Below are 17,326 nucleotides of genomic sequence, written 5' to 3'. Positions count from 1 at the left end.
CCCTCCTCGTCCCACGGAATCACCAAGCTTGTATTCTCCGTCCATATTATCAATTTCGCCTGGATAAATTTCGCCTAAATACCCGATAATATGAGATGTTGCCTCGGGGTAAATGCTTTCCCGTTTTGGTTCTTCAAGCACCGATATTGAAGGAATAGAAAGACGTTTTTCCTGAATTTTAAAAAGTTCTTTCCTTGTCAGGTTATCAACAAGCTTAACTACTTGAAAACCGCTCCCCATGTCAACCTTTATCTTTTTATTTATGATTTTTTCCAGCTGTGAAATAATTTCCGAGGCAGGAACATTGGTTCGGGTGAAAGGATAAAACAAAACAACAAAAGTGGTTCTATTTTTTACGATTATGTCGCCTTTTGAGTCATATATTTCGCCGCGAGGCGCTCTTTCAATTACAATATTTGTATGCTGCTGGTCAGATAAACTTTTAAAATAGTTTCCTTTTATAACTTGGAGATAAAAAAGCCGTGCTGACAAAATAGCAAATAGCACTAAAAAACACAAAAAAACAATTCTATATTTCTCTAAAAAATCTTCGTAATTAAGCCTGTCTCCCCGCTGCCATACCATAATTTAACCTATATTCATCCGCTATTTTAGGAAAAAGAATCAAATGTTTCTTTATTGACAAAATAATATCCGATAAATTTCGCTATGCCAAAAATAATCGGAGCCAGAAGCATGTTATAGAAAATTTGAAATATAACTATATAATCAGATCTGATGCCCGGAGCATTTTCACCAAAAATCATACGTGTTATGTCAATTCCCAGCCAAAAAAAGACAGAAGCAAAGCCTGCTATAATAACCTGAGTTGCAATTTTTGATTCATCCCACTTGCGGGCAAGTTTTCCTGAAAGATATCCTACAACGGTACATAAAAACGCATGGCTGCCGAACAAATCCACAGACAACACATCCCATGTTAGTCCCAGGGAAAAGCCCAACAGCTGTCCTGCTGTTGAACCTCTGGTCAATCCGATAAACAACAGTATTAAAAGAATAATATTAGGGAACAAACCGAAAATAACAAAATATTTTGCCCAGCTAAACTGAACTACTGTAGCAAATATGTAGATGAACAAATAAATAATAAAATTTCTCATTGGGCGTTTTTCTCTTTCTGCCGCGAGATAAGAACCGCAACCATTTTTAAAGAATTTGAAATAAATGCCGGTTTTACCGTTCCTTCTTTTAGAGTGCTGGTTTTTACAGGAGCAAATATTTCCTTTACGTAACCTACCGTTATCCCTGCGGGAAAAACCTGGCTGATAGGGCTTGTAACTACTTCATCCCCGGGTTTTAGGAAACTTTCAGGCAAAAGATAATTAAGCCGCAATATATTATTATTCTTGCCATCTATAAGCCCGTCTTCCTTCGTATCTTTTATTTCAACGGGCAACGAACAAAGAACATTAGTAATAAGAATTATTTTTGCGGACCTACTATAAACTTCCCATACTCTCCCAAGCGCAACTAATCTTTCCTCGGCCCATGCTAAAACCGGCGCATCGGAATATAAACCATCCTCATACCCCTTGTCAATGCTTATCCACTCAAACCAGCTCAAGGATTCGCGTTCAATCACCCGCGCAATTATAGGTTTATATTTTATAGGAAAATCTAGATTCAATATTTTTTTAAGTCTTTCATTTTCTCCCGAAATATTTAAAAAATCTTTTTCAAGATAGGTATATTTTTCAATTTCTTTTCTTAAGACAGCGTTTTCCTGATGAACATTAACTATTTCGCTGATATTTTTTAATATGTTGCCGCTTGATTCAACCACTTTTTCGGCAACTGACGGGCTTGGATTAAAAATATAATAGAGAAAATATTTTAATGTTTTTACGTAGACATTAAGGTGTGAAGTAAGGAAAAACAGATTTATTGTTATAAGCAGGATAAAAATAAGGTTGGAACGGCGAGAGGGAAGATATTCTTCTTGCATTTTTTTATGGGAATTGTCCGCCCCGGCGGATCCCCGCCCTGGGCGGGGAAACCCTTCCAGATGGGCGCCGGCCGGCAGTTTAATCAATTAGCTTTTTGCGGGATGTACGAAGATGATCAAGTTCTTCCAAATACTTTCCCGCACCCCTAACCACGCACGTTAAAGGATCTTCAGCAAGATTCGCGGGTAATTCAGTTTCTTGCGTAATAAGTTCAGGAAAACCCCTTAACAAGGACCCCCCCCCGGCTAAGACTATTCCCCTGTCAACTAAATCGGCGGATAATTCCGCCGGAGTTTCTTCTAGGGCATTGCGTATTACTTCTATTATTGCTCTCATTGGTTCGGCAAGAGCCGCTCTGACTTCTTCCGAAGTTATACTCACTGTTTTTGGAAGCCCGGTAACCTGGTCGCGCCCTTTAACTTCCATGCTTGTTTCTTCGGGCAAAGGAAAAACCGAGCCGATTCGTATTTTAACTTCTTCTGCAGTATTTTCCCCGATTAAAAGATTATATTTTCTTCTAAAATAAAGTACTACGGCCTCGTCCATTTCATCGCCTGCGACATCAATGGATTTTGAAACCACCATCCCGCCCATAGACGTAACCGCCACTTCCGTGGTTCCACCGCCAACGTCCACAATCATATTTCCTTCCGGTTCCTGAATCGGAATATTTGCCCCGATCGCTGCTGCCATCGGTTCTTCAATAAGATGAACTTCCCGGGCACCGGCCTGTTCTGCCGATTCCCTTACAGCTCTTCTTTCAACTTCCGTTATCCCGGAAGGAACGCCTATCACAATTCTTGGATGAAGAAGGCTTCTTCTGTTATGAACCTTTTTGATAAAGTAACGGATCATTCTTTCCGTTACTTCAAAATCAGCAATTACTCCATTTCTTAAAGGTCTTACAGCAATTATATTGGCCGGTGTTTTGCCAATCATTCTTTTAGCTTCCGTACCGATAGCTAGAACCCGCCTGCTTCCCTTTTCAATTGCTACGACCGAAGGTTCTCTTAAGACAATGCCCTGGCCTTTAACATAAACAAGGACTGACGCTGTTCCCAGGTCAATTCCCATATCATTTGAAAAAAGGCTGAAAAGATAGTTAAACATTTTTTCCTATTCCAATACTAACTCATTAACTTTACTATAGCCATCTCTGCGCGGTCACCAGCTCTTGTTCCGATTTTATATATTCTAGCATATCCCCCTGGCCTTTTTGAATATCTGGGAACGAGAACTTCGCTTATTTTCTTTCTTACTTCCTCATTTTTAATCTCTGCAGCGAGCTTCTTCTTAGCATTTAAGTCGTTCGGCCTTGCGTATGAGATTAAACGATCGGAATATCTGATCAATTCTTTTGCTTTCGGCAAGGTGGTCTTTATTTTTTCATAGAGAAAAAGAGAAGTAGCAAGGTTTCTTAAAACAGCTTTTCTATGCGCCGATGTCCGTCCAAGTTTTCTATGATTATAATTCTTGATCATTTCTTTCTCCGGTCATTCCCAATGACAGCCCCATCTCTTTTAATTTGTCTTTAATTTCATCCAACGATTTTTTCCCGAAATTCTTAAACGTCATAATTTCTTCTTCCGTTTTAGTAACTAACTCTCCGACAGTTTTTAAACCTGACCCAATAAGGCAATTTGAAGAACGCACGGAAAGATCCATAATGCCCAAAGGCTGGGAAAATAATGCTTTCATTTTTTCCTGTTCAGGATCAAGTTTTACGGCCACTTCTTCTTCCTCAGGGCCAGCAAAAATACTTACGGAATTTCTAAGAATTTTTGATGCATAGGCGAGGGCATCCTGAGGCACGACGGATCCGTCCGTCCATATTTCAATTATTAGTTTATCGTAATCAGTTATTTGTTCCACTCTGGTATTTTCAACTTCATAATTTACTTTCCATATCGGCGAAAAAAGCGTATCTAAGAGTATAGTGTTTGCAGATCCTTTCCCTGACTTATTCTCATCCGCTAGAACGTATCCTTTTCCACGGGTCACTTCCATTTCCATCTCAAGAGATGTTCCGTAATCAAGATTAGCAATGATCTGATCGGGATTAAGGATTTCTATATTAGCATTAGGTTCAATATTTTTCGCTGTTACAGGCCCTTCTTTTTTTACTTTAAGATAAATTGTTTCTTTGTCTCCGGAAAACATTTTTAACCTTATTTTTTTAAGATTCAGTATAATGGTCGCAACATCTTCCTTCACTCCTTTTAATACGGCAAACTCATGGAGCGCCCCTTTGATTCGTACTGAAGAAATTGCAGACCCCTCAATACTTGAAAGAAGAATTCTGGTAAGAGCGCTTCCTATTGTGTGGCCATAACCCCGTTCAAAGGGTTCTGCCGTAAACCTTGCATAGGTAGGCATGGATGTTTTTTCATCAACGGTAATCCTGCGTAACTTTTCTAACTCTGGTGTTTTCATTCTAAAACCTCACATTATTAGCGTCTAGCGTACAGCGTATAGCGTATAGAATAAACAAAAACATCGGCACCTGCATTTTATTAGTATTTGTCTTCGCCTTTCCTATACGCTCCACGCTATCCGCTATCCGCTATTATTATTTTGAATATAATTCAACGATCAATTGGCTATCTATCGGGTGAGAAAACTCGTCAATTCCAGGTAAATTCAAAATTGAACCTGTAATCTTTTCTTTATCAAACGAAAGCCAGGAAGGAAATCTTTCGCTGCGCTCAAGCGCTTTCTTGATAAAAACATTTTCCCTCAACTTTTCGTCCAAAGATATCTTATCGCCAACTTTTACTTGATAACCAGGAAGGTTTATTCTTCTATTATTTATCAATATTTGTCCGTGGCCAACCAGCTGCCTGGACAATTTTCTTGAAAGCGCGATCCCCAGCCTGTATACTATATTATCAAGCCTTAGTTCCAAAAGTTTCAGAAGATTTTCTCCTGTCAAACCTTTCATCCGTTCTGCGCGATGGAAATAGTGGCGAAATTGTTCTTCCGTCAATCCGTATATTCGCCGGGCTTTTTGCTTCTCTCTTAAATGGTGCGCATAATTTGATTCTTTTACTCTTCGAGCGCCATGCTGGCCCGGAGCATTTTTCCCCCGCTTTCTATCAAGGGTGCATTTTGTTAAGCAACGTTCCCCTTTTAGGAAAAGTTTTTCGCCTTCCCTTCGGCAATTTTTACATACTGAACCTAAATACCTTGACATCTATTTCCTCCTAACTATGTTCACGGGTTCACGAGTTTACGTGTTCACGGATTTTCACATTCTTTAAAGTCTTTTCCTTTAACTCGTGAACTTATGAACTAGTGAACTCTTGAACGCCGTTAGTATTTTATACGCGTCGTGCTTTCGGCGGCCGGCACCCATCGTGCGGCACCGGTGTTATATCTTTGATGCTTGTAATAACAAGTCCTGCTGCCTGAAGACCGCGGATTGCGGTTTCTCTGCCGGGTCCGGGTCCGTTAACCAATACGGTTACCTGTTTTACGCCGCCATCAAGCGCTTTTCTTGCTGCATTTGAAGCGGTCAATTGAGCCGCAAACGGAGTCCCTTTCTTTGTGCCTTTAAATCCGCTTGAACCGGCGGTCGCCCAAACAAGGGTAGAACCTTTTTCATCCGTAATTGTTACAATTGTATTATTGAATGAAGATTGTATATAGGCTTTTGCCACCCCCCCGCCAAACCTTATCTTTCTTTTATGAGCAACAGGCGCCTTTTTTTCTTCCGTCATGAAAATTATTCCTCCGTGAAATTTTTATCTGAAATTTATTCTTTTGCCGCTTCTTTAATTCCTTTTTTTTCTGCAGTTTTACGCCCTGAACCAACGGTTTTACGTTTTCCTCGCCGCGTGCGGGCATTTGTTTTGGTTCTTTGACCGCGTACCGGAAGATTTCTGCGATGCCTAAATCCTCTGTACGAGCCAATATCAATTAAGCGCCGTATATTTGATTGAACTTCTCGTCTTAAATCTCCCTCAACTTTATAGCTTTTTGAAATAATGGAGCTGATCTTGTTCACTTCTTCTTCAGTGAGATCCTTTACTCTCTTTGCGGGATCTACTTCTGCCTCTTTTAAAACAACAGCACTCAGAAAAGGGCCTATCCCGTAAACATATCTTAACGCTATATCCACTCTTTTTGCTTTAGGTAAATCAATTCCTGCTACACGTGCCATATCTTAAAACCTCCGATTTTAGCGTAGAGCGTAGAGCGTTTAGCGTATAGAAAATCAAAGAAAATTCAATATTTACTAACTATCCGCTATACGCTATGTGCTATCCGCTATTCTAGCCTTGGCGCTGTTTGTGCCTGGGATCAGAACAAGTTACCCTTACTACGCCTTTTCTTTTTATAACTCTGCATTTCTGACAAATTGGTTTTACCGATGCTCTTACTTTCATTTCATCCTCGCTTCGCTCGGAATCTCAAATCTCAAATTTCAAATTGGTCCTATTTTTCCCTATAGATTATTCTTCCTCGTGTTAAATCATACGGGGACAACTCAACTCTAACTTTATCCCCAGCCAAAATTTTTATATAGTTCATCCTCATTTTTCCGCATATATGAGCTAAAACAACGTGACCATTTTCAAGCTTAACTTTAAACATTGCATTAGGTAACGCTTCCAGTATTTTTCCTTCAACAAGTATCTTTTCTTCTTTTGTCATTTGTCCTCACTTCGTTCGGCCCGCCGCGGCGGGCAAATCTCAAATTTGAGATCACAGACTCGTCAGTATTTCTGCGCCTTTTTCGGTAAGAGCAACCATATGCTCAAAATGAGCGCACAGTTTTCCGTCTTCCGTAACTACGGTCCAGCCGTCATCCAATGTTTTTACCTGCCAGTCGCCGGCGCTTACCATGGGTTCAATCGCTATAACTAAACCTTTATTAAATCGTGGGCCGCTGCTTGGTTTCCCGAAATTCGGCACTGACGGTTCTTCATGCAGTTTTCGCCCGATTCCGTGTCCAACATAATCCCTTATAACTGAGAACCCGGAGTTTTCTACAAAGTTTTGAACAGCCCAGGAAAGATCTCCCAACCTTTTTCCTTCCTTAACTTGTTCTATGGCTTTATTCAGCGATTCTTTCGTCACATCCAAAAGCTTTTGAGCATCCTGCGATATTTTTCCCACCGGAAAAGTTGCCGCCATATCGCCGTAAAAACCTTCATAAATGATGCCCAGATCAATGCTTACGATATCGCCTTCTTTAAGAATCCTTTTTTTGCTCGGAATACCGTGCACTAACTCGTCATTTATTGAAATGCAGGTCACGGCTGGAAAACCTCGGTATCCGAGAAAAGCCGGTTTTAGTCCCAAAGAACGTATTTCTTTTTCTGCTAAATCATCTAAATATTTTGTAGTTATTTCAGACTGAACGGCCTTGCCTATAACATCCAGAACTTGCGCTACGAACTGCCCTGCTTTGCGCAAAATTTTTATCTCACTGCTGCTTTTTAATTCAATGACCTGCTTTTTATTGGAAACGTCTTCAGAATTTTTATTATCTGATGAAATCACAAATTCTTTTAAAAACCTCTTCTACTGTGCCTGAGCCATCTGCCTCAAACAACACGCATGTCTTTTTGTAATAAGAAATTAAAGGAGTTGTCTGGTCATTATAAACTTTCAAACGCTGCTTAATAGTCTCGGGATTATCATCCGAGCGCTGAATGACTTTGCCGAAACACTTGTCGCATACCCCGTCTACTTTCGGCTTTTGAGTCAATATATTATAAGGCGCCCCGCATACACGACAGACTCTTCTTGAAGAAAGTCTTTTGATTACTTCTTCATCACTTAAAGATAAAGAAATAACATGATCAATTTTTGTCTTTTTTTCTAATAGAATTTTATCAAGATTTTGCGCCTGAACTACAGTCCTTGGAAAACCGTCAAGCAAAAAACCTTTTGCGCAATCTTCTTTTAAAAATCTATTCTTTACAATTTCAATGACCAGCTCATCTGGGACAAGCGCCCCCTTTGACATAAAACCCTGTAACTTTGTACCGAGCTCCGAACCGCTGGCTGCTGTTTCGCGGAACATATCCCCCGTGGAAATATGGGGTATTTTATATTTTGAAGCTATTAGTTTAGCCTGGGTTCCTTTTCCTGCCCCCGGCGGCCCTAACAAAATAATGTTCATGAGTTTACGTGTTCACGTGTTCAAGAATATTTCTAAGGTTTTTACCTCGTCAACTCGTGAACTCGTGGACGCCTTTATTTTATATTAAACCATCGCCCTTTTATGCGCCCGTCTTTTACAAAACCTTCGTAGTGCCGCATAATAAGATGCGATTCAATTTGTCCGATTGTATCCAAAGCAACACCCACGACGATTAGAAGCGATGTTCCTCCGAATAAAAACGGCGCGTTGAGAAGGCTTCTTAAATAATCCGGAAGAACCGCAATGGCCGCTACGAATAATGCCCCGCCAAGTGTTATTCTTTCAAGAATTTTCTGTATATACTGCGATGTGGAGTCGCCAGGCCTTATGCCCGGAATAAAACCTCCGGATTTCTTCATATTTTCAGCCAAGTCTTTAGGGCTGAAAGCAATGGAATTATAAAAATAGCAGAAAAATATAACCAATGAAGCGTATATTAAATTATACAAGGTTGAACCGTAATTAAACCAGCTATTTATGGTTTTCGCCCATGCCGAAGTAGGGAAAAACTGCGCAACCGTAAGCGGTGCCGAAAGAATGGAAACTGCAAAGATGACGGCAATAACTCCCGACTGGTCAACTTTTATCGGAAGAAATGTGGTTGATCCTCCGTACATTTTTCTTCCTACCATACGCTTGGCATATTGTACGGGAATTTTTCTCTGAGCTGTTTCAACCCATACTACTGCTGTTGTTACCGCAATTACAAGACCGACTAATAAAATTGCGGTTAAAATAGACATTTCTTCAAGCCTGACCAAGCGGATTAAATTCTTGGTTGCAGCCGGAAATCGGTCAACTATGCCTGCAAAAATAACTAAAGAAATACCGTTGCCGACGCCTCGTTCAGTTATTTGTTCTCCCATCCACATTATGAAAACTGTGCCTGTTACCAGAGTCAAGACCGTTATAAAAATCCACATTGTAGTGGGATTGTCAACAATAGGCAGCCCTGAAGGAGTGGGCATTTTGCTTATTGCCATTGTAAGCCCGAAAGACTGTATCGCTCCAAGAATCAAAGTTCCGTAACGGGTTATCTGGCTTAATTTTCTTTTGCCGAGTTCCCCTTCCTTTGCCAGGCGGTCAAGATAAGGAATAACGTGAGCGCCTTGCATAAGACTCATAATAATTGATGAGTTTATGTAGGGCATTATTCCCATTGCAAAAATGGACATCCTGTTTAACGCGCCGCCTGAAAACATATCCATAAATCCAAGGAGAGAATTTGCATGCGCGTCAAATAAAGATTTTAAAGCCGCCGCGTTTACTCCTGGTATAGGAATCGCTGCTCCGAGCCTGTATGCAGCAATTATTGCAAGTGTAAAAAGAACTCTTCTTTTAAGCTCGGGAACTTTGAATATGTCTGTAAATGTTTTTATCATGTTTTTTCAGTTTTCGGGAACGGTATCTTTTTCTCTTTTTTAGCTTTCGCCAGTGTCTGACTGACGGTTACCACTTGTATAGTTTCTGCTGAACCGCCAGATTTTTTGATTTTGTCTATCGCTGATTTTGAAAACGCGCTCGCTTTAATATTCAGCGCTTTGTTTATTTCTCCATCGCCAAGAATTTTTACAAGAGAGCCTTTTTTGATTAAACCCTTTTCTATCATTTTCTCTACTGTGATTTCGTCACCGGAATTAAAAACATCGTTTATCCTGCCGATATTTACGATTTCATATTCTTTTCGGAACCTATTAGTAAAACCCCGTTTCGGTATGCGCCTTAAAAGAGGCATCTGGCCGCCTTCAAAACCTACCATTTTGCCGTCGCCAGAACGAGCCTTTTGCCCTTTTCTTCCGCGAGTTGACGATCCCCCGTGCCCCGAACCTTCCCCGCGGCCTATAATTTTTCTTCTGTGTTTTGAACCCTGTGCCGGTTTTAAATTTTGGAGTCCTATCATATCTGCGAAACCTCTTTATCTCTAAGTTTTGCAACATCTTCTATTGTGCGAAGATTTTTTAACCCATCCAACGTTGCATAAACCACATTAAAAGGATTTGACGAACGAAGGGATTTAGTAAGAATATCTTTTACGCCTACGGCTTCAAGCACAGCTCTTACAGCTCCGCCAGCAATAACTCCCGTCCCAGGAGCCGCCGGTTTTAATAAAACCCTGCCAGAACCGGACTCGCCTATAATTTCATGAGGAATTGTATTTCCCTTAAGACGAATTGAAATCATATTTTTAGAAGCCCTGGAGCTTCCTTTTTTTATAGCTCCCTGAACTTCGTTTGCCTTTCCCAAACCGCATCCGACTTTGCCTGCACCGTCACCAACAACAACTAAGGCATTAAATGAAAATCTTTTTCCGCCTTTTACAACTTTTGCCACCCTGTTGACGGCAACGACGGTTTCTTTGTAAGAACTTTCTTGCTGTGATTTAATTTCTTCTGCCAAAACAACCTCCCTAATACTGCAGTATAAGTCAGGTTAAGGCTGAGGTTAAAAACAACTTCGGACTTTCTTAACCTAAACCTGTTTCATTCTCAACCTGTCTGTCTAGAACTCAAGGCCGCCCTCTCTGGCCGCATCAGCCAGCGCTTTTATTCTCCCCATATATGCAAACCCTCGGCGGTCAAAAACTACTTTTTTTATTCCCTTGTCTTGCGCAAGTTTTGCAATTGCCAGCCCTACGGCTTTCGCAGCCGGGATCGTGTCAGTTACTTTAAGTTTTGATTTAAGTTCGGGTGAAAGCGTGGAAACAAAGGCAAGAGTATGGCCTTTTTCATCGTCAATAAGCTGGGCGTAAATATGTTTATGGCCGCGGTACACGCTTAACCTGGGACGTTCCTTTGTTCCTGAAATTTTTTTTCTAACTCTTTCCTTGCGAAAATTAAACCGTATTTTTGCTTTTTTCATTAACTATCCTCGTTAAGATTATTTCTTAGCCCCGCCGCCACTACTGCCGACTGCAGCGGCAGCACCAACAGCCGCAGTTTTTCCAGCTTTTTTAATTATATGTTCACCGGCATATCTTATGCCTGTGCCTTTATACGGTTCGGGTTTTCTTATGTCTCTCAATGATGCGGCAAATTCACCAACCAAAGCCTTGTCAATTCCAGAAACTGATACGAGAGTATTTTTCTCAACCGCTATCTTTATTCCTTCCGGTATGGGCACAGTAACCGGATGAGAAAATCCCAATGTCATGGTGATATTGTTGCCTTCAACCGCAGCTTTAAAACCAAGACCGTGAATTTCAAGATTTTTTTTAAAACCTTTAGTTACTCCTTCAAAAGCATTTTTTACCAAGCCCCTAATTAAACCGTGAAGCATATTGTCTTCTCTTTCGTTATTTGAAATACTGAAAAAAATGTTGTTTCCTTCAACTTTAACTGCCACACGTTTATCAATAGGCTGTATAAGTTTTCCTAAAGGACCGTCTATTTCAAGTAAACTATTTTTAAATTCTACCTTTACTTTATTCGGTAATTGTAATGGTTTTTTTCCTAGCCTGCTCATAATTTACCTCGGTTCAAATCAGGTTGAGGCTGAGAGAGTCTTTAGTTTTTCTTAACCTTAACCTTGTATTACTCTTAACCTGTCTCTACTACCAGGCATAAGCGAGTATTTCCCCGCCCATTTTTTCTATTCGGGCCTTTCTGTCCGTCATTAGACCCTTGGAAGTTGAAATGATGGCCACTCCCATTCCACCCGAAACCTTTGGTATATTTTCGCATTTTTTATAAACTTTTAAACCCGGGCGAGAAATTCTTTTTATGCCTTGCAAAACCTTTTTGCCTTCTGAAGTATATTTAAGATAAACCCTTAGGATTCCCTGTTTATGGTCTTCCATATTTTTGTAATTTGAGATATAGCCTTCTTCTTTAAGAATTTTTGCAATTTCAACTTTAATCGTAGAAGAAGGTATATCAACTTTCTCAAACAATTTGCTGTTGGCGTTTCTAATTCTAGTTAGCATGTCGCTTATTGGATCAGTAAGCATTCTTTAACCTCTCTTAACTTCAGGGGTAAGGGATAAGTGGTAAGTGGTAAGTGATAAGTTAACTTCAAAATCTTTTCGAGTCTTTAACTTACCCCTTAACACTTACAACTTACCACTATCTCTAAGTTACCAGCTTGATTTTGTAACTCCCGGGATTTCTCCCATGTGGGCAAGTTTTCTAAAACAGATTCTGCATAGGCCGAAATCTCTATAAAAACCCCTTGCCCTTCCGCACAAACGGCAACGATTCCTATACTTTGTTTCGTATTTTAGAGGTTTTCTCATTTTGGCCATTGCGGCTAAAGTTGACATTTATTTTCTCCTACTTCAGTGATAAGGGATAAGTGGTAAGAATTAAGTTAACTGCTTTAAATCTCTTTACGCTGTTTTTACTTAATCCTTACCCCTTACCACTTACCGCTGTCTTTTTATTATCTTTTCTTGAACGGCATCCCCATCAGAGTTAACAGTTCTCTTGCCTGTTCATTATTTTTTGTTGAAGTTACTATAGTAATATTCATTCCGCGCGCCTTATCTGATTTTTCAACGCTGACTTCAGGAAACACGTACTGCTCTTCAAGCCCCAAATTGTAATTGCCCTGACCGTCAAATGCATTCGGCTCAATACCGCGAAAATCTCTAATTCTGGGAATAGCAATATTTACGAGCCTGTCAAAAAACTCATACATCCTGTTTCCTCTTAAAGTCACCTTGATTCCGATAGGCATTCCCTGCCTTATTTTAAAATTTGAAATTGCTTTCTTCGCGCGGCAAACTTTGGGTTTTTGACCGGTAATAGCCGAAAGTTCTGCGGCAGCGACATCCAAAGCCTTAATATTTTCTTTGGCCTCGCCAACACCGATATTTACAACTATTTTCTCCAGCTTCGGAACCTGATTAAAATTTTCCAAATTAAATTTTTTAACCAATTCGGGCGCAATCGTTTTTTGATATCCTTCTTTTGATCTTGGCATCATGTGAATTTTCCTTAAAATTATACTATCATTTCACCGCATCTGCGGCATAGTCTGATCTTTTTGCCGTCCGAAAGCCTGTCAAATTTCGGCCTGTTCGGCTGGTTACATTTCGGGCAAAGAAGCTGAACCTTTGAAATATTTATGGGTGATTCCTTTTCCCTTATTCCTCCCGGATCCGTCTGTGTTGGTTTGGTGTGGCGTTTAACAAAATTTATTTTAGCAACTATAAGACGGCTTTCGTCAGGAAAAACCTTCAAAACCTCGCCGCGTTTTCCTTTGTCTTTTCCCGATATAATTACAACTTTATCTTTTTTCTTTATATGAAGCATAATATTTTCCCTTCCTATTATAAAACTTCAGGCGCTAACGAAATTATTTTAATAAAATTTTTCTCCCTCAACTCTCTTGCAACGGGGCCAAAAATACGTGTTCCTTTCGGTTCTCCTTCATCATCAATAATTACCGCGGCATTGTCATCAAATTTAATATATGTCCCGTCCGCCCTTCTTGATTCCTTAACCGTTCTTACAATCACGGCTTTTACAACTTCACCCTTTTTTAGGCCGCCCTGAGGAATTGCAGACTGCACGGAAGCAACTATAAGATCGCCAAGCCCGGCATACCGGCGCCTCATTCCTTTCAAAACCCTGAAGCAGCGAATTTTTTTGGCGCCCGAGTTATCTGCTACGTTTAAAATAGACCTTTCCTGTATCATTTATCAGCCTCTACTTTGCTTTTTGAATAACTTCCAACAGTCTCCATCTTTTAAGTTTTGACAGCGGACGAGTTTCGGCAATCTTCACCTGATCGCCCGTATGAGATTCGTTTTTTTCGTCATGAACATAATATTTTGCATCGCGCTTTAGCACCTTGTCGTAGAAAGGATGCCTAAAACTTCTTGAAACTTCAACTATCCGAGTTTTATTGCTTTTGTCGCTGGTTACTATCCCCGTTTTTAGTTTTCTTTTTGTTCTTTCCATGCCATTCCTTCCTATAAATTATTTTGACTGACTTTGTTCCGCAGAACGAATTTCATTTTCTCTCATTAAAGTTTTAGTTTTTGCTATGATCCTTCTTAAGTCTCTTATTTCAATGGCATTTTTAACCGGTGTAGACGAATGCCTGAACCTAAGACGAAAAAGTTTATCTTGACTATCTCTTAGTTTAGCCGAAAGTTCTAAAGGAGACATACTTTTAATCTCCAGCCAATTTCTTGATTTCATAGTTTATCCGCCTTTGCACCGCGCCTGCCGGCGGGCAGGGATTTCGCCGAAGCTATGAAGAATACCACGAGTGCAAACTCGTGGAAGCTTCATATTTCCTGCCTCATTACAAATTTTGTTTTAATCGGGAGTTTGTGCGCTGCAAGCATCATTGCCTTTTTTGCGTCTTCAACGCTTACCCCTTCAAGCTCAAACATAATTCTGCCGGGTTTAACTACAGCGACCCACCACTGAACGTCTCCTTTTCCCTTTCCCATTCTGGTTTCGGCCGGTTTTTTAGTGAAAGGCTTGTCAGGAAAAATTCTTACCCAGAGTTTTCCGCCTTTTTTAATAAATTTTGCCAAAGCAATGCGGGCCGCTTCAATCTGATTACTTTTGATCCACGCCGGTTCCAACGCCTGAAGGCCGTATTTTCCGAACGCCAGAGAGGTTCCGCCCTTGGAATACCCTTTCATCCGTCCCCGCTGTTGTTTTCTATATTTTACTCTTTTAGGCATTAACATATTTTTTCCTAGGCTACTATTCTTTTGTTTCCGTCCCTTTTTCCGGAATTATTTCTTCTTTGACTTCGGTTGCAGGCTCAATATCCGCTACTTTGACATTATCAATAACCTTTGCCTCTTCCATAAGTTCTTTTTCAGTCTTTTTGAAAAGTTCTTTTTTAAATATCCACACTTTTACGCCGATCTGCCCCATTGTGGTAAAGGCTTCGGCAAAACCATAATCTATATCAGCCCTAAAAGTCTGAAGAGGAATTCTCCCTTCCCTGAGCCATTCTCTTCTGGCAATTTCAGCTCCGCCAAGCCTGCCGCCAACCTGAACCTTTATTCCTTTCGCACCGCTCTGCATAGCTTTTTCAATGGCTTTCTTCATCGCCCTTCTGAAAGCTATTCTTTTTTCAAGCTGTAATGCAATACTCTCAGCAACCAACTGAGAATCAATTTCCGGTTTTTTTATTTCTATAACATTAACAAAAACTTTTCTGGTAGTCATTTGCTCAACATCAGAACGGAGATTCTCTATTTCCTGTCCACCCTTGCCTATAACGATTCCGGGCCGGGCCGTATATATGTTAACTCTGACATATTTACCGGCTCGTTCAATGACGATTTTTGAAACCGCTGCCAAGCGGAGTTTGTCTTTAAGATATCCCTTTATTTTTTGATCTTCTTCAATAAAATCCGGCATCTCTTTAAGATTGAACCATTTTGAGTTCCAGTCTTCAATATAGCCCAAGCGCACACTTTTAGGATGAATTTTCTGCCCCATGATTACCTCTTAAGTTTTCCTTTATCTTTTTCTTTTGTATTTTTCGTTTCTTTTGATATTTTTGCCGGTTTTATTTCTTCTTTAATAGGCGCTGCCTCTTTTTTTCCTTTTAATTTTCTTTCAATCGGCAAAGCATCCGTTACAACCATTGTCAAATGGCACATTTTTCTTCTATAAGGCATTCCTCTGCCCATAGGCCCGGGCCTCATTCTTTTCAAAACCGGCCCTTGCCCCACCCAGCATTCTTTGACGCTCAGATGGCTCATATTCTTAAGGTGCCCTGAGTTTGCCACGGCGCTTCTTAAGGTTTTGAAAATTAACTCTGAAGTCACTTTCGGAGTAAAAGATAATATTTCAAAAGCTTTTTCAACTGGTTTTTTCCTTATAAGGCTTAAAACCTGATTTACCTTTCTTGGGGCATATCTTTGAAAATTTGCCCTTGCTATCGCTTCCATCATTTCCTCTTTTCGTCCAATTTGAGATCTGAAATTTGAAATTCTTAGTTATGTCAGGTCTGCTATTCCCTTAGTATGTGCCATTCCGTGTCCTCTAAAAAATCTTGTAGGCGCAAATTCGCCCAGCTTATGTCCTACCATCTGCTCGGATATATAAATGGGTATGAATTTTTTGCCGTTATGAATCGCTATTGTGTGTCCCACAAAATCCGGAGTAATAGTAGATCTTCTTGCCCAAGTTTTTATGACTTTTTTCTCTTTAGTTTGATTTAAAACCTGCATTTTTTTAAGCAGTTTTTCATCAACATAAGGGCCTTTTTTTGTTGAACGACTCATAATTCCTCCGAAACAAATTCATATTTTAAATTAATATTAGGCATTTGCTTCTGTTACAGTTTTTCCGCGTCTTCTGATAATCATCCAGTCAGAAACTTTTTTTGATTTAGTCTTATATCCTTTTGCCGGCTGGTTCCATGGGCTTCTTGGTTGATTGTTTCCTTTTGATTTTCCTCTTCCGCCTCCGTGAGGATGGTCCACCGCATTCATGGCAGTTCCTCTGACCGTAGGCCTAATTCCTTTGTGACGGCTTCTTCCAGCAGAACCAAGAGTTACATTTTCATGGTCTATGTTTCCCACCTGCCCAATTGTCGCAAAACACTTTACCGAAATAAGCCTTATTTCGCTTGATGGCATCCTGATATGCGCATAGTCTCCTTCTTTTGCGAGCAGCTGGGCGCTAGAACCGGCAGACCGCACAAGCTGTCCGCCTTTTCCCGGAACCATTTCCAAATTATGTATAAATGTGCCTACCGGAATATTTTTAAGCGGTAAAGCATTGCCGACTGCTACTTCCGCATCCTTTCCCGAAGCAACTTCATCCCCTGCTTTTAACCCCACGGGCTGCAAGATATATCTTTTTTCTCCGTCAGAATATTGGAGCAAAGCGATTCTTGAAGACCTGTTCGGATCGTATTCAATAGCTATAACCTTTGCTGCCATATTTATTTTATCTCTTTTGAAATCAATTATCCTGTAGAAACGTTTTTGCCTGCCTCCCTGATGACGCACCATTACTTGCCCGGTATTAATCCGGCCGCCTTGCTTTTTCAATGCTATGATCAGGGACTTTTCGGGCCTTTTCTTTGAAAGATCAGAAAAATCTTCAACTGTTATAAAACGTCTTACGGGAGTGTATGGTTTAAATGTTTTTATCGGCATATGTCCTCACTTCGTTCGGAATCTAAAATCTCAAATTTCAAATTAACTGCACTTCGTTCGGAATCTCAAATCTCAAATTTCAAATTAACTGCACTTCGTTCGGAATCTCAAATCTCA

30 protein-coding genes are annotated in these 17,326 nt (G+C 40.3%); all 30 read right to left on the bottom strand.

All coding sequences use genetic code 11. From position 1 onward, the window contains the following. The coding region (locus NT145_06425; GenBank protein ID MCX5782323.1) for a hypothetical protein at window positions 1-585 on the bottom strand (585 nt) is incomplete at its 3' end. A 26-nt stretch (window positions 586-611) separates the two neighbouring features. After that, window positions 612-1,121 (bottom strand): rod shape-determining protein MreD, encoded by a 510-nt coding sequence (gene mreD / locus NT145_06420; protein ID MCX5782322.1) that lies wholly within the window; start codon window positions 1,119-1,121, stop codon window positions 612-614. After that, window positions 1,118-1,966: a rod shape-determining protein MreC gene (mreC, locus tag NT145_06415; GenBank protein ID MCX5782321.1), complete on the bottom strand. Its 849-nt coding sequence runs from the start codon at window positions 1,964-1,966 to the stop codon at window positions 1,118-1,120. Before mreC ends, mreD begins: the two co-directional genes overlap by 4 nt. 79 nt (window positions 1,967-2,045) lie before the next feature. Beyond that, window positions 2,046-3,077: a rod shape-determining protein gene (locus tag NT145_06410; protein ID MCX5782320.1), complete on the bottom strand. Its 1,032-nt coding sequence runs from the start codon at window positions 3,075-3,077 to the stop codon at window positions 2,046-2,048. Between the two features lie 17 nt (window positions 3,078-3,094). After that, window positions 3,095-3,448 carry a 50S ribosomal protein L17 gene (gene rplQ / locus NT145_06405; GenBank protein ID MCX5782319.1) on the bottom strand — a complete coding sequence of 118 codons (354 nt, stop codon included), beginning with the start codon at window positions 3,446-3,448 and terminating at the stop codon, window positions 3,095-3,097. After that, on the bottom strand, window positions 3,432-4,400 hold the full coding sequence (locus NT145_06400; GenBank protein MCX5782318.1) for a DNA-directed RNA polymerase subunit alpha: 969 nt from the start codon (window positions 4,398-4,400) through the stop codon (window positions 3,432-3,434). Before NT145_06400 ends, rplQ begins: the two co-directional genes overlap by 17 nt. A 136-nt stretch (window positions 4,401-4,536) precedes the next feature. After that, window positions 4,537-5,160, bottom strand: coding sequence for a 30S ribosomal protein S4 (gene rpsD, locus NT145_06395; GenBank protein MCX5782317.1), 624 nt, complete (start codon window positions 5,158-5,160; stop codon window positions 4,537-4,539). Window positions 5,161-5,287: 127 nt separating this feature from the next. Further along, window positions 5,288-5,686, bottom strand: coding sequence for a 30S ribosomal protein S11 (gene rpsK, locus NT145_06390; GenBank protein ID MCX5782316.1), 399 nt, complete (start codon window positions 5,684-5,686; stop codon window positions 5,288-5,290). Between the two features lie 35 nt (window positions 5,687-5,721). Beyond that, window positions 5,722-6,129 carry a 30S ribosomal protein S13 gene (gene rpsM, locus NT145_06385; protein MCX5782315.1) on the bottom strand — a complete coding sequence of 136 codons (408 nt, stop codon included), beginning with the start codon at window positions 6,127-6,129 and terminating at the stop codon, window positions 5,722-5,724. A gap of 112 nt (window positions 6,130-6,241) precedes the next feature. Further along, the gene (rpmJ, locus tag NT145_06380; GenBank protein MCX5782314.1) at window positions 6,242-6,355 is read right to left on the bottom strand and encodes a 50S ribosomal protein L36; all 114 of its coding nucleotides are present in this window, start codon (window positions 6,353-6,355) and stop codon (window positions 6,242-6,244) included. Between the two features lie 49 nt (window positions 6,356-6,404). Beyond that, window positions 6,405-6,623: a translation initiation factor IF-1 gene (gene infA / locus NT145_06375; protein MCX5782313.1), complete on the bottom strand. Its 219-nt coding sequence runs from the start codon at window positions 6,621-6,623 to the stop codon at window positions 6,405-6,407. Window positions 6,624-6,674: 51 nt separating this feature from the next. Further along, window positions 6,675-7,472, bottom strand: a complete 798-nt coding sequence (gene map, locus NT145_06370) for a type I methionyl aminopeptidase (GenBank protein MCX5782312.1) — start codon at window positions 7,470-7,472, stop codon at window positions 6,675-6,677. Next, window positions 7,459-8,100 (bottom strand): adenylate kinase, encoded by a 642-nt coding sequence (locus NT145_06365; protein MCX5782311.1) that lies wholly within the window; start codon window positions 8,098-8,100, stop codon window positions 7,459-7,461. Before NT145_06365 ends, map begins: the two co-directional genes overlap by 14 nt. Window positions 8,101-8,174: 74 nt before the next feature. Continuing rightward, complete coding sequence (gene secY, locus NT145_06360; protein ID MCX5782310.1) at window positions 8,175-9,503, bottom strand: preprotein translocase subunit SecY; 1,329 nt, start codon at window positions 9,501-9,503, stop codon at window positions 8,175-8,177. Then, window positions 9,500-10,018 (bottom strand): 50S ribosomal protein L15, encoded by a 519-nt coding sequence (rplO, locus tag NT145_06355; GenBank protein MCX5782309.1) that lies wholly within the window; start codon window positions 10,016-10,018, stop codon window positions 9,500-9,502. Before rplO ends, secY begins: the two co-directional genes overlap by 4 nt. Then, entirely contained in the window at window positions 10,018-10,518 is a 501-nt protein-coding gene (gene rpsE, locus NT145_06350; protein MCX5782308.1) for a 30S ribosomal protein S5, read from the bottom strand. Before rpsE ends, rplO begins: the two co-directional genes overlap by 1 nt. A gap of 102 nt (window positions 10,519-10,620) precedes the next feature. Continuing rightward, window positions 10,621-10,980: a 50S ribosomal protein L18 gene (gene rplR / locus NT145_06345; GenBank protein MCX5782307.1), complete on the bottom strand. Its 360-nt coding sequence runs from the start codon at window positions 10,978-10,980 to the stop codon at window positions 10,621-10,623. A gap of 18 nt (window positions 10,981-10,998) precedes the next feature. After that, window positions 10,999-11,583 carry a 50S ribosomal protein L6 gene (gene rplF, locus NT145_06340; protein MCX5782306.1) on the bottom strand — a complete coding sequence of 195 codons (585 nt, stop codon included), beginning with the start codon at window positions 11,581-11,583 and terminating at the stop codon, window positions 10,999-11,001. An 88-nt stretch (window positions 11,584-11,671) separates the two neighbouring features. Then, window positions 11,672-12,067, bottom strand: a complete 396-nt coding sequence (rpsH, locus tag NT145_06335) for a 30S ribosomal protein S8 (GenBank protein MCX5782305.1) — start codon at window positions 12,065-12,067, stop codon at window positions 11,672-11,674. A gap of 126 nt (window positions 12,068-12,193) precedes the next feature. Beyond that, window positions 12,194-12,379: a type Z 30S ribosomal protein S14 gene (locus tag NT145_06330; protein MCX5782304.1), complete on the bottom strand. Its 186-nt coding sequence runs from the start codon at window positions 12,377-12,379 to the stop codon at window positions 12,194-12,196. 119 nt (window positions 12,380-12,498) lie between these two features. Continuing rightward, window positions 12,499-13,041, bottom strand: a complete 543-nt coding sequence (rplE, locus tag NT145_06325; GenBank protein ID MCX5782303.1) for a 50S ribosomal protein L5 — start codon at window positions 13,039-13,041, stop codon at window positions 12,499-12,501. A gap of 20 nt (window positions 13,042-13,061) precedes the next feature. Then, window positions 13,062-13,373, bottom strand: a complete 312-nt coding sequence (rplX, locus tag NT145_06320; GenBank protein MCX5782302.1) for a 50S ribosomal protein L24 — start codon at window positions 13,371-13,373, stop codon at window positions 13,062-13,064. Between the two features lie 17 nt (window positions 13,374-13,390). Then, entirely contained in the window at window positions 13,391-13,759 is a 369-nt protein-coding gene (rplN, locus tag NT145_06315; GenBank protein MCX5782301.1) for a 50S ribosomal protein L14, read from the bottom strand. 10 nt (window positions 13,760-13,769) lie between these two features. After that, entirely contained in the window at window positions 13,770-14,024 is a 255-nt protein-coding gene (rpsQ, locus tag NT145_06310) for a 30S ribosomal protein S17 (GenBank protein ID MCX5782300.1), read from the bottom strand. Window positions 14,025-14,042: 18 nt separating this feature from the next. Further along, on the bottom strand, window positions 14,043-14,267 hold the full coding sequence (gene rpmC / locus NT145_06305) for a 50S ribosomal protein L29 (protein ID MCX5782299.1): 225 nt from the start codon (window positions 14,265-14,267) through the stop codon (window positions 14,043-14,045). 89 nt (window positions 14,268-14,356) lie between these two features. Beyond that, a complete protein-coding gene (gene rplP / locus NT145_06300; GenBank protein MCX5782298.1) occupies window positions 14,357-14,770 on the bottom strand; it encodes a 50S ribosomal protein L16 in 414 nt (137 codons plus the stop codon). A 16-nt stretch (window positions 14,771-14,786) separates the two neighbouring features. Further along, the gene (rpsC, locus tag NT145_06295; protein MCX5782297.1) at window positions 14,787-15,536 is read right to left on the bottom strand and encodes a 30S ribosomal protein S3; all 750 of its coding nucleotides are present in this window, start codon (window positions 15,534-15,536) and stop codon (window positions 14,787-14,789) included. A 2-nt stretch (window positions 15,537-15,538) separates the two neighbouring features. After that, window positions 15,539-15,994, bottom strand: coding sequence for a 50S ribosomal protein L22 (gene rplV, locus NT145_06290; protein ID MCX5782296.1), 456 nt, complete (start codon window positions 15,992-15,994; stop codon window positions 15,539-15,541). Between the two features lie 45 nt (window positions 15,995-16,039). Next, the gene (gene rpsS, locus NT145_06285; protein MCX5782295.1) at window positions 16,040-16,327 is read right to left on the bottom strand and encodes a 30S ribosomal protein S19; all 288 of its coding nucleotides are present in this window, start codon (window positions 16,325-16,327) and stop codon (window positions 16,040-16,042) included. Window positions 16,328-16,363: 36 nt separating this feature from the next. Continuing rightward, window positions 16,364-17,209 (bottom strand): 50S ribosomal protein L2, encoded by an 846-nt coding sequence (gene rplB / locus NT145_06280; protein MCX5782294.1) that lies wholly within the window; start codon window positions 17,207-17,209, stop codon window positions 16,364-16,366. Between the last annotated feature and the right edge of the window lie 117 nt (window positions 17,210-17,326).

The sequence above is a fragment of the Elusimicrobiota bacterium genome, from assembly GCA_026388075.1.
Taxonomy (GTDB): Bacteria; Elusimicrobiota; Endomicrobiia; order Endomicrobiales; family JAPLKN01; genus JAPLKN01.
This window is presented reverse-complemented; position numbering and strand designations above follow the sequence as displayed.

What these genes read in the sequence shown, in the direction of transcription:
- rplV (MCX5782296.1), bottom strand. Translation starts at nt 15,994, where the DNA reads ATGATGGAAGCGATAGCAAGGGCAAATTTTCAAAGATATGCCCCAAGA.
- rpsD (MCX5782317.1), bottom strand. Translation starts at nt 5,160, where the DNA reads ATGTCAAGGTATTTAGGTTCAGTATGTAAAAATTGCCGAAGGGAAGGC.
- NT145_06410 (MCX5782320.1), bottom strand. Translation starts at nt 3,077, where the DNA reads ATGTTTAACTATCTTTTCAGCCTTTTTTCAAATGATATGGGAATTGAC.
- rplQ (MCX5782319.1), bottom strand. Translation starts at nt 3,448, where the DNA reads ATGATCAAGAATTATAATCATAGAAAACTTGGACGGACATCGGCGCAT.
- mreC (MCX5782321.1), bottom strand. Translation starts at nt 1,966, where the DNA reads ATGCAAGAAGAATATCTTCCCTCTCGCCGTTCCAACCTTATTTTTATC.
- rplX (MCX5782302.1), bottom strand. Translation starts at nt 13,373, where the DNA reads ATGCTTCATATAAAGAAAAAAGATAAAGTTGTAATTATATCGGGAAAA.
- rplB (MCX5782294.1), bottom strand. Translation starts at nt 17,209, where the DNA reads ATGCCGATAAAAACATTTAAACCATACACTCCCGTAAGACGTTTTATA.
- rpsM (MCX5782315.1), bottom strand. Translation starts at nt 6,129, where the DNA reads ATGGCACGTGTAGCAGGAATTGATTTACCTAAAGCAAAAAGAGTGGAT.
- rpsK (MCX5782316.1), bottom strand. Translation starts at nt 5,686, where the DNA reads ATGACGGAAGAAAAAAAGGCGCCTGTTGCTCATAAAAGAAAGATAAGG.
- rpsQ (MCX5782300.1), bottom strand. Translation starts at nt 14,024, where the DNA reads ATGGAAAGAACAAAAAGAAAACTAAAAACGGGGATAGTAACCAGCGAC.
- rpsS (MCX5782295.1), bottom strand. Translation starts at nt 16,327, where the DNA reads ATGAGTCGTTCAACAAAAAAAGGCCCTTATGTTGATGAAAAACTGCTT.
- secY (MCX5782310.1), bottom strand. Translation starts at nt 9,503, where the DNA reads ATGATAAAAACATTTACAGACATATTCAAAGTTCCCGAGCTTAAAAGA.
- rplN (MCX5782301.1), bottom strand. Translation starts at nt 13,759, where the DNA reads ATGATACAGGAAAGGTCTATTTTAAACGTAGCAGATAACTCGGGCGCC.
- rpsH (MCX5782305.1), bottom strand. Translation starts at nt 12,067, where the DNA reads ATGCTTACTGATCCAATAAGCGACATGCTAACTAGAATTAGAAACGCC.
- rpsC (MCX5782297.1), bottom strand. Translation starts at nt 15,536, where the DNA reads ATGGGGCAGAAAATTCATCCTAAAAGTGTGCGCTTGGGCTATATTGAA.
- rplR (MCX5782307.1), bottom strand. Translation starts at nt 10,980, where the DNA reads ATGAAAAAAGCAAAAATACGGTTTAATTTTCGCAAGGAAAGAGTTAGA.
- rpmJ (MCX5782314.1), bottom strand. Translation starts at nt 6,355, where the DNA reads ATGAAAGTAAGAGCATCGGTAAAACCAATTTGTCAGAAATGCAGAGTT.
- rplE (MCX5782303.1), bottom strand. Translation starts at nt 13,041, where the DNA reads ATGCCAAGATCAAAAGAAGGATATCAAAAAACGATTGCGCCCGAATTG.
- rplP (MCX5782298.1), bottom strand. Translation starts at nt 14,770, where the DNA reads ATGTTAATGCCTAAAAGAGTAAAATATAGAAAACAACAGCGGGGACGG.
- NT145_06330 (MCX5782304.1), bottom strand. Translation starts at nt 12,379, where the DNA reads ATGTCAACTTTAGCCGCAATGGCCAAAATGAGAAAACCTCTAAAATAC.
- mreD (MCX5782322.1), bottom strand. Translation starts at nt 1,121, where the DNA reads ATGAGAAATTTTATTATTTATTTGTTCATCTACATATTTGCTACAGTA.
- infA (MCX5782313.1), bottom strand. Translation starts at nt 6,623, where the DNA reads ATGACAAAAGAAGAAAAGATACTTGTTGAAGGAAAAATACTGGAAGCG.
- NT145_06365 (MCX5782311.1), bottom strand. Translation starts at nt 8,100, where the DNA reads ATGAACATTATTTTGTTAGGGCCGCCGGGGGCAGGAAAAGGAACCCAG.
- NT145_06400 (MCX5782318.1), bottom strand. Translation starts at nt 4,400, where the DNA reads ATGAAAACACCAGAGTTAGAAAAGTTACGCAGGATTACCGTTGATGAA.
- rpmC (MCX5782299.1), bottom strand. Translation starts at nt 14,267, where the DNA reads ATGAAATCAAGAAATTGGCTGGAGATTAAAAGTATGTCTCCTTTAGAA.
- rplF (MCX5782306.1), bottom strand. Translation starts at nt 11,583, where the DNA reads ATGAGCAGGCTAGGAAAAAAACCATTACAATTACCGAATAAAGTAAAG.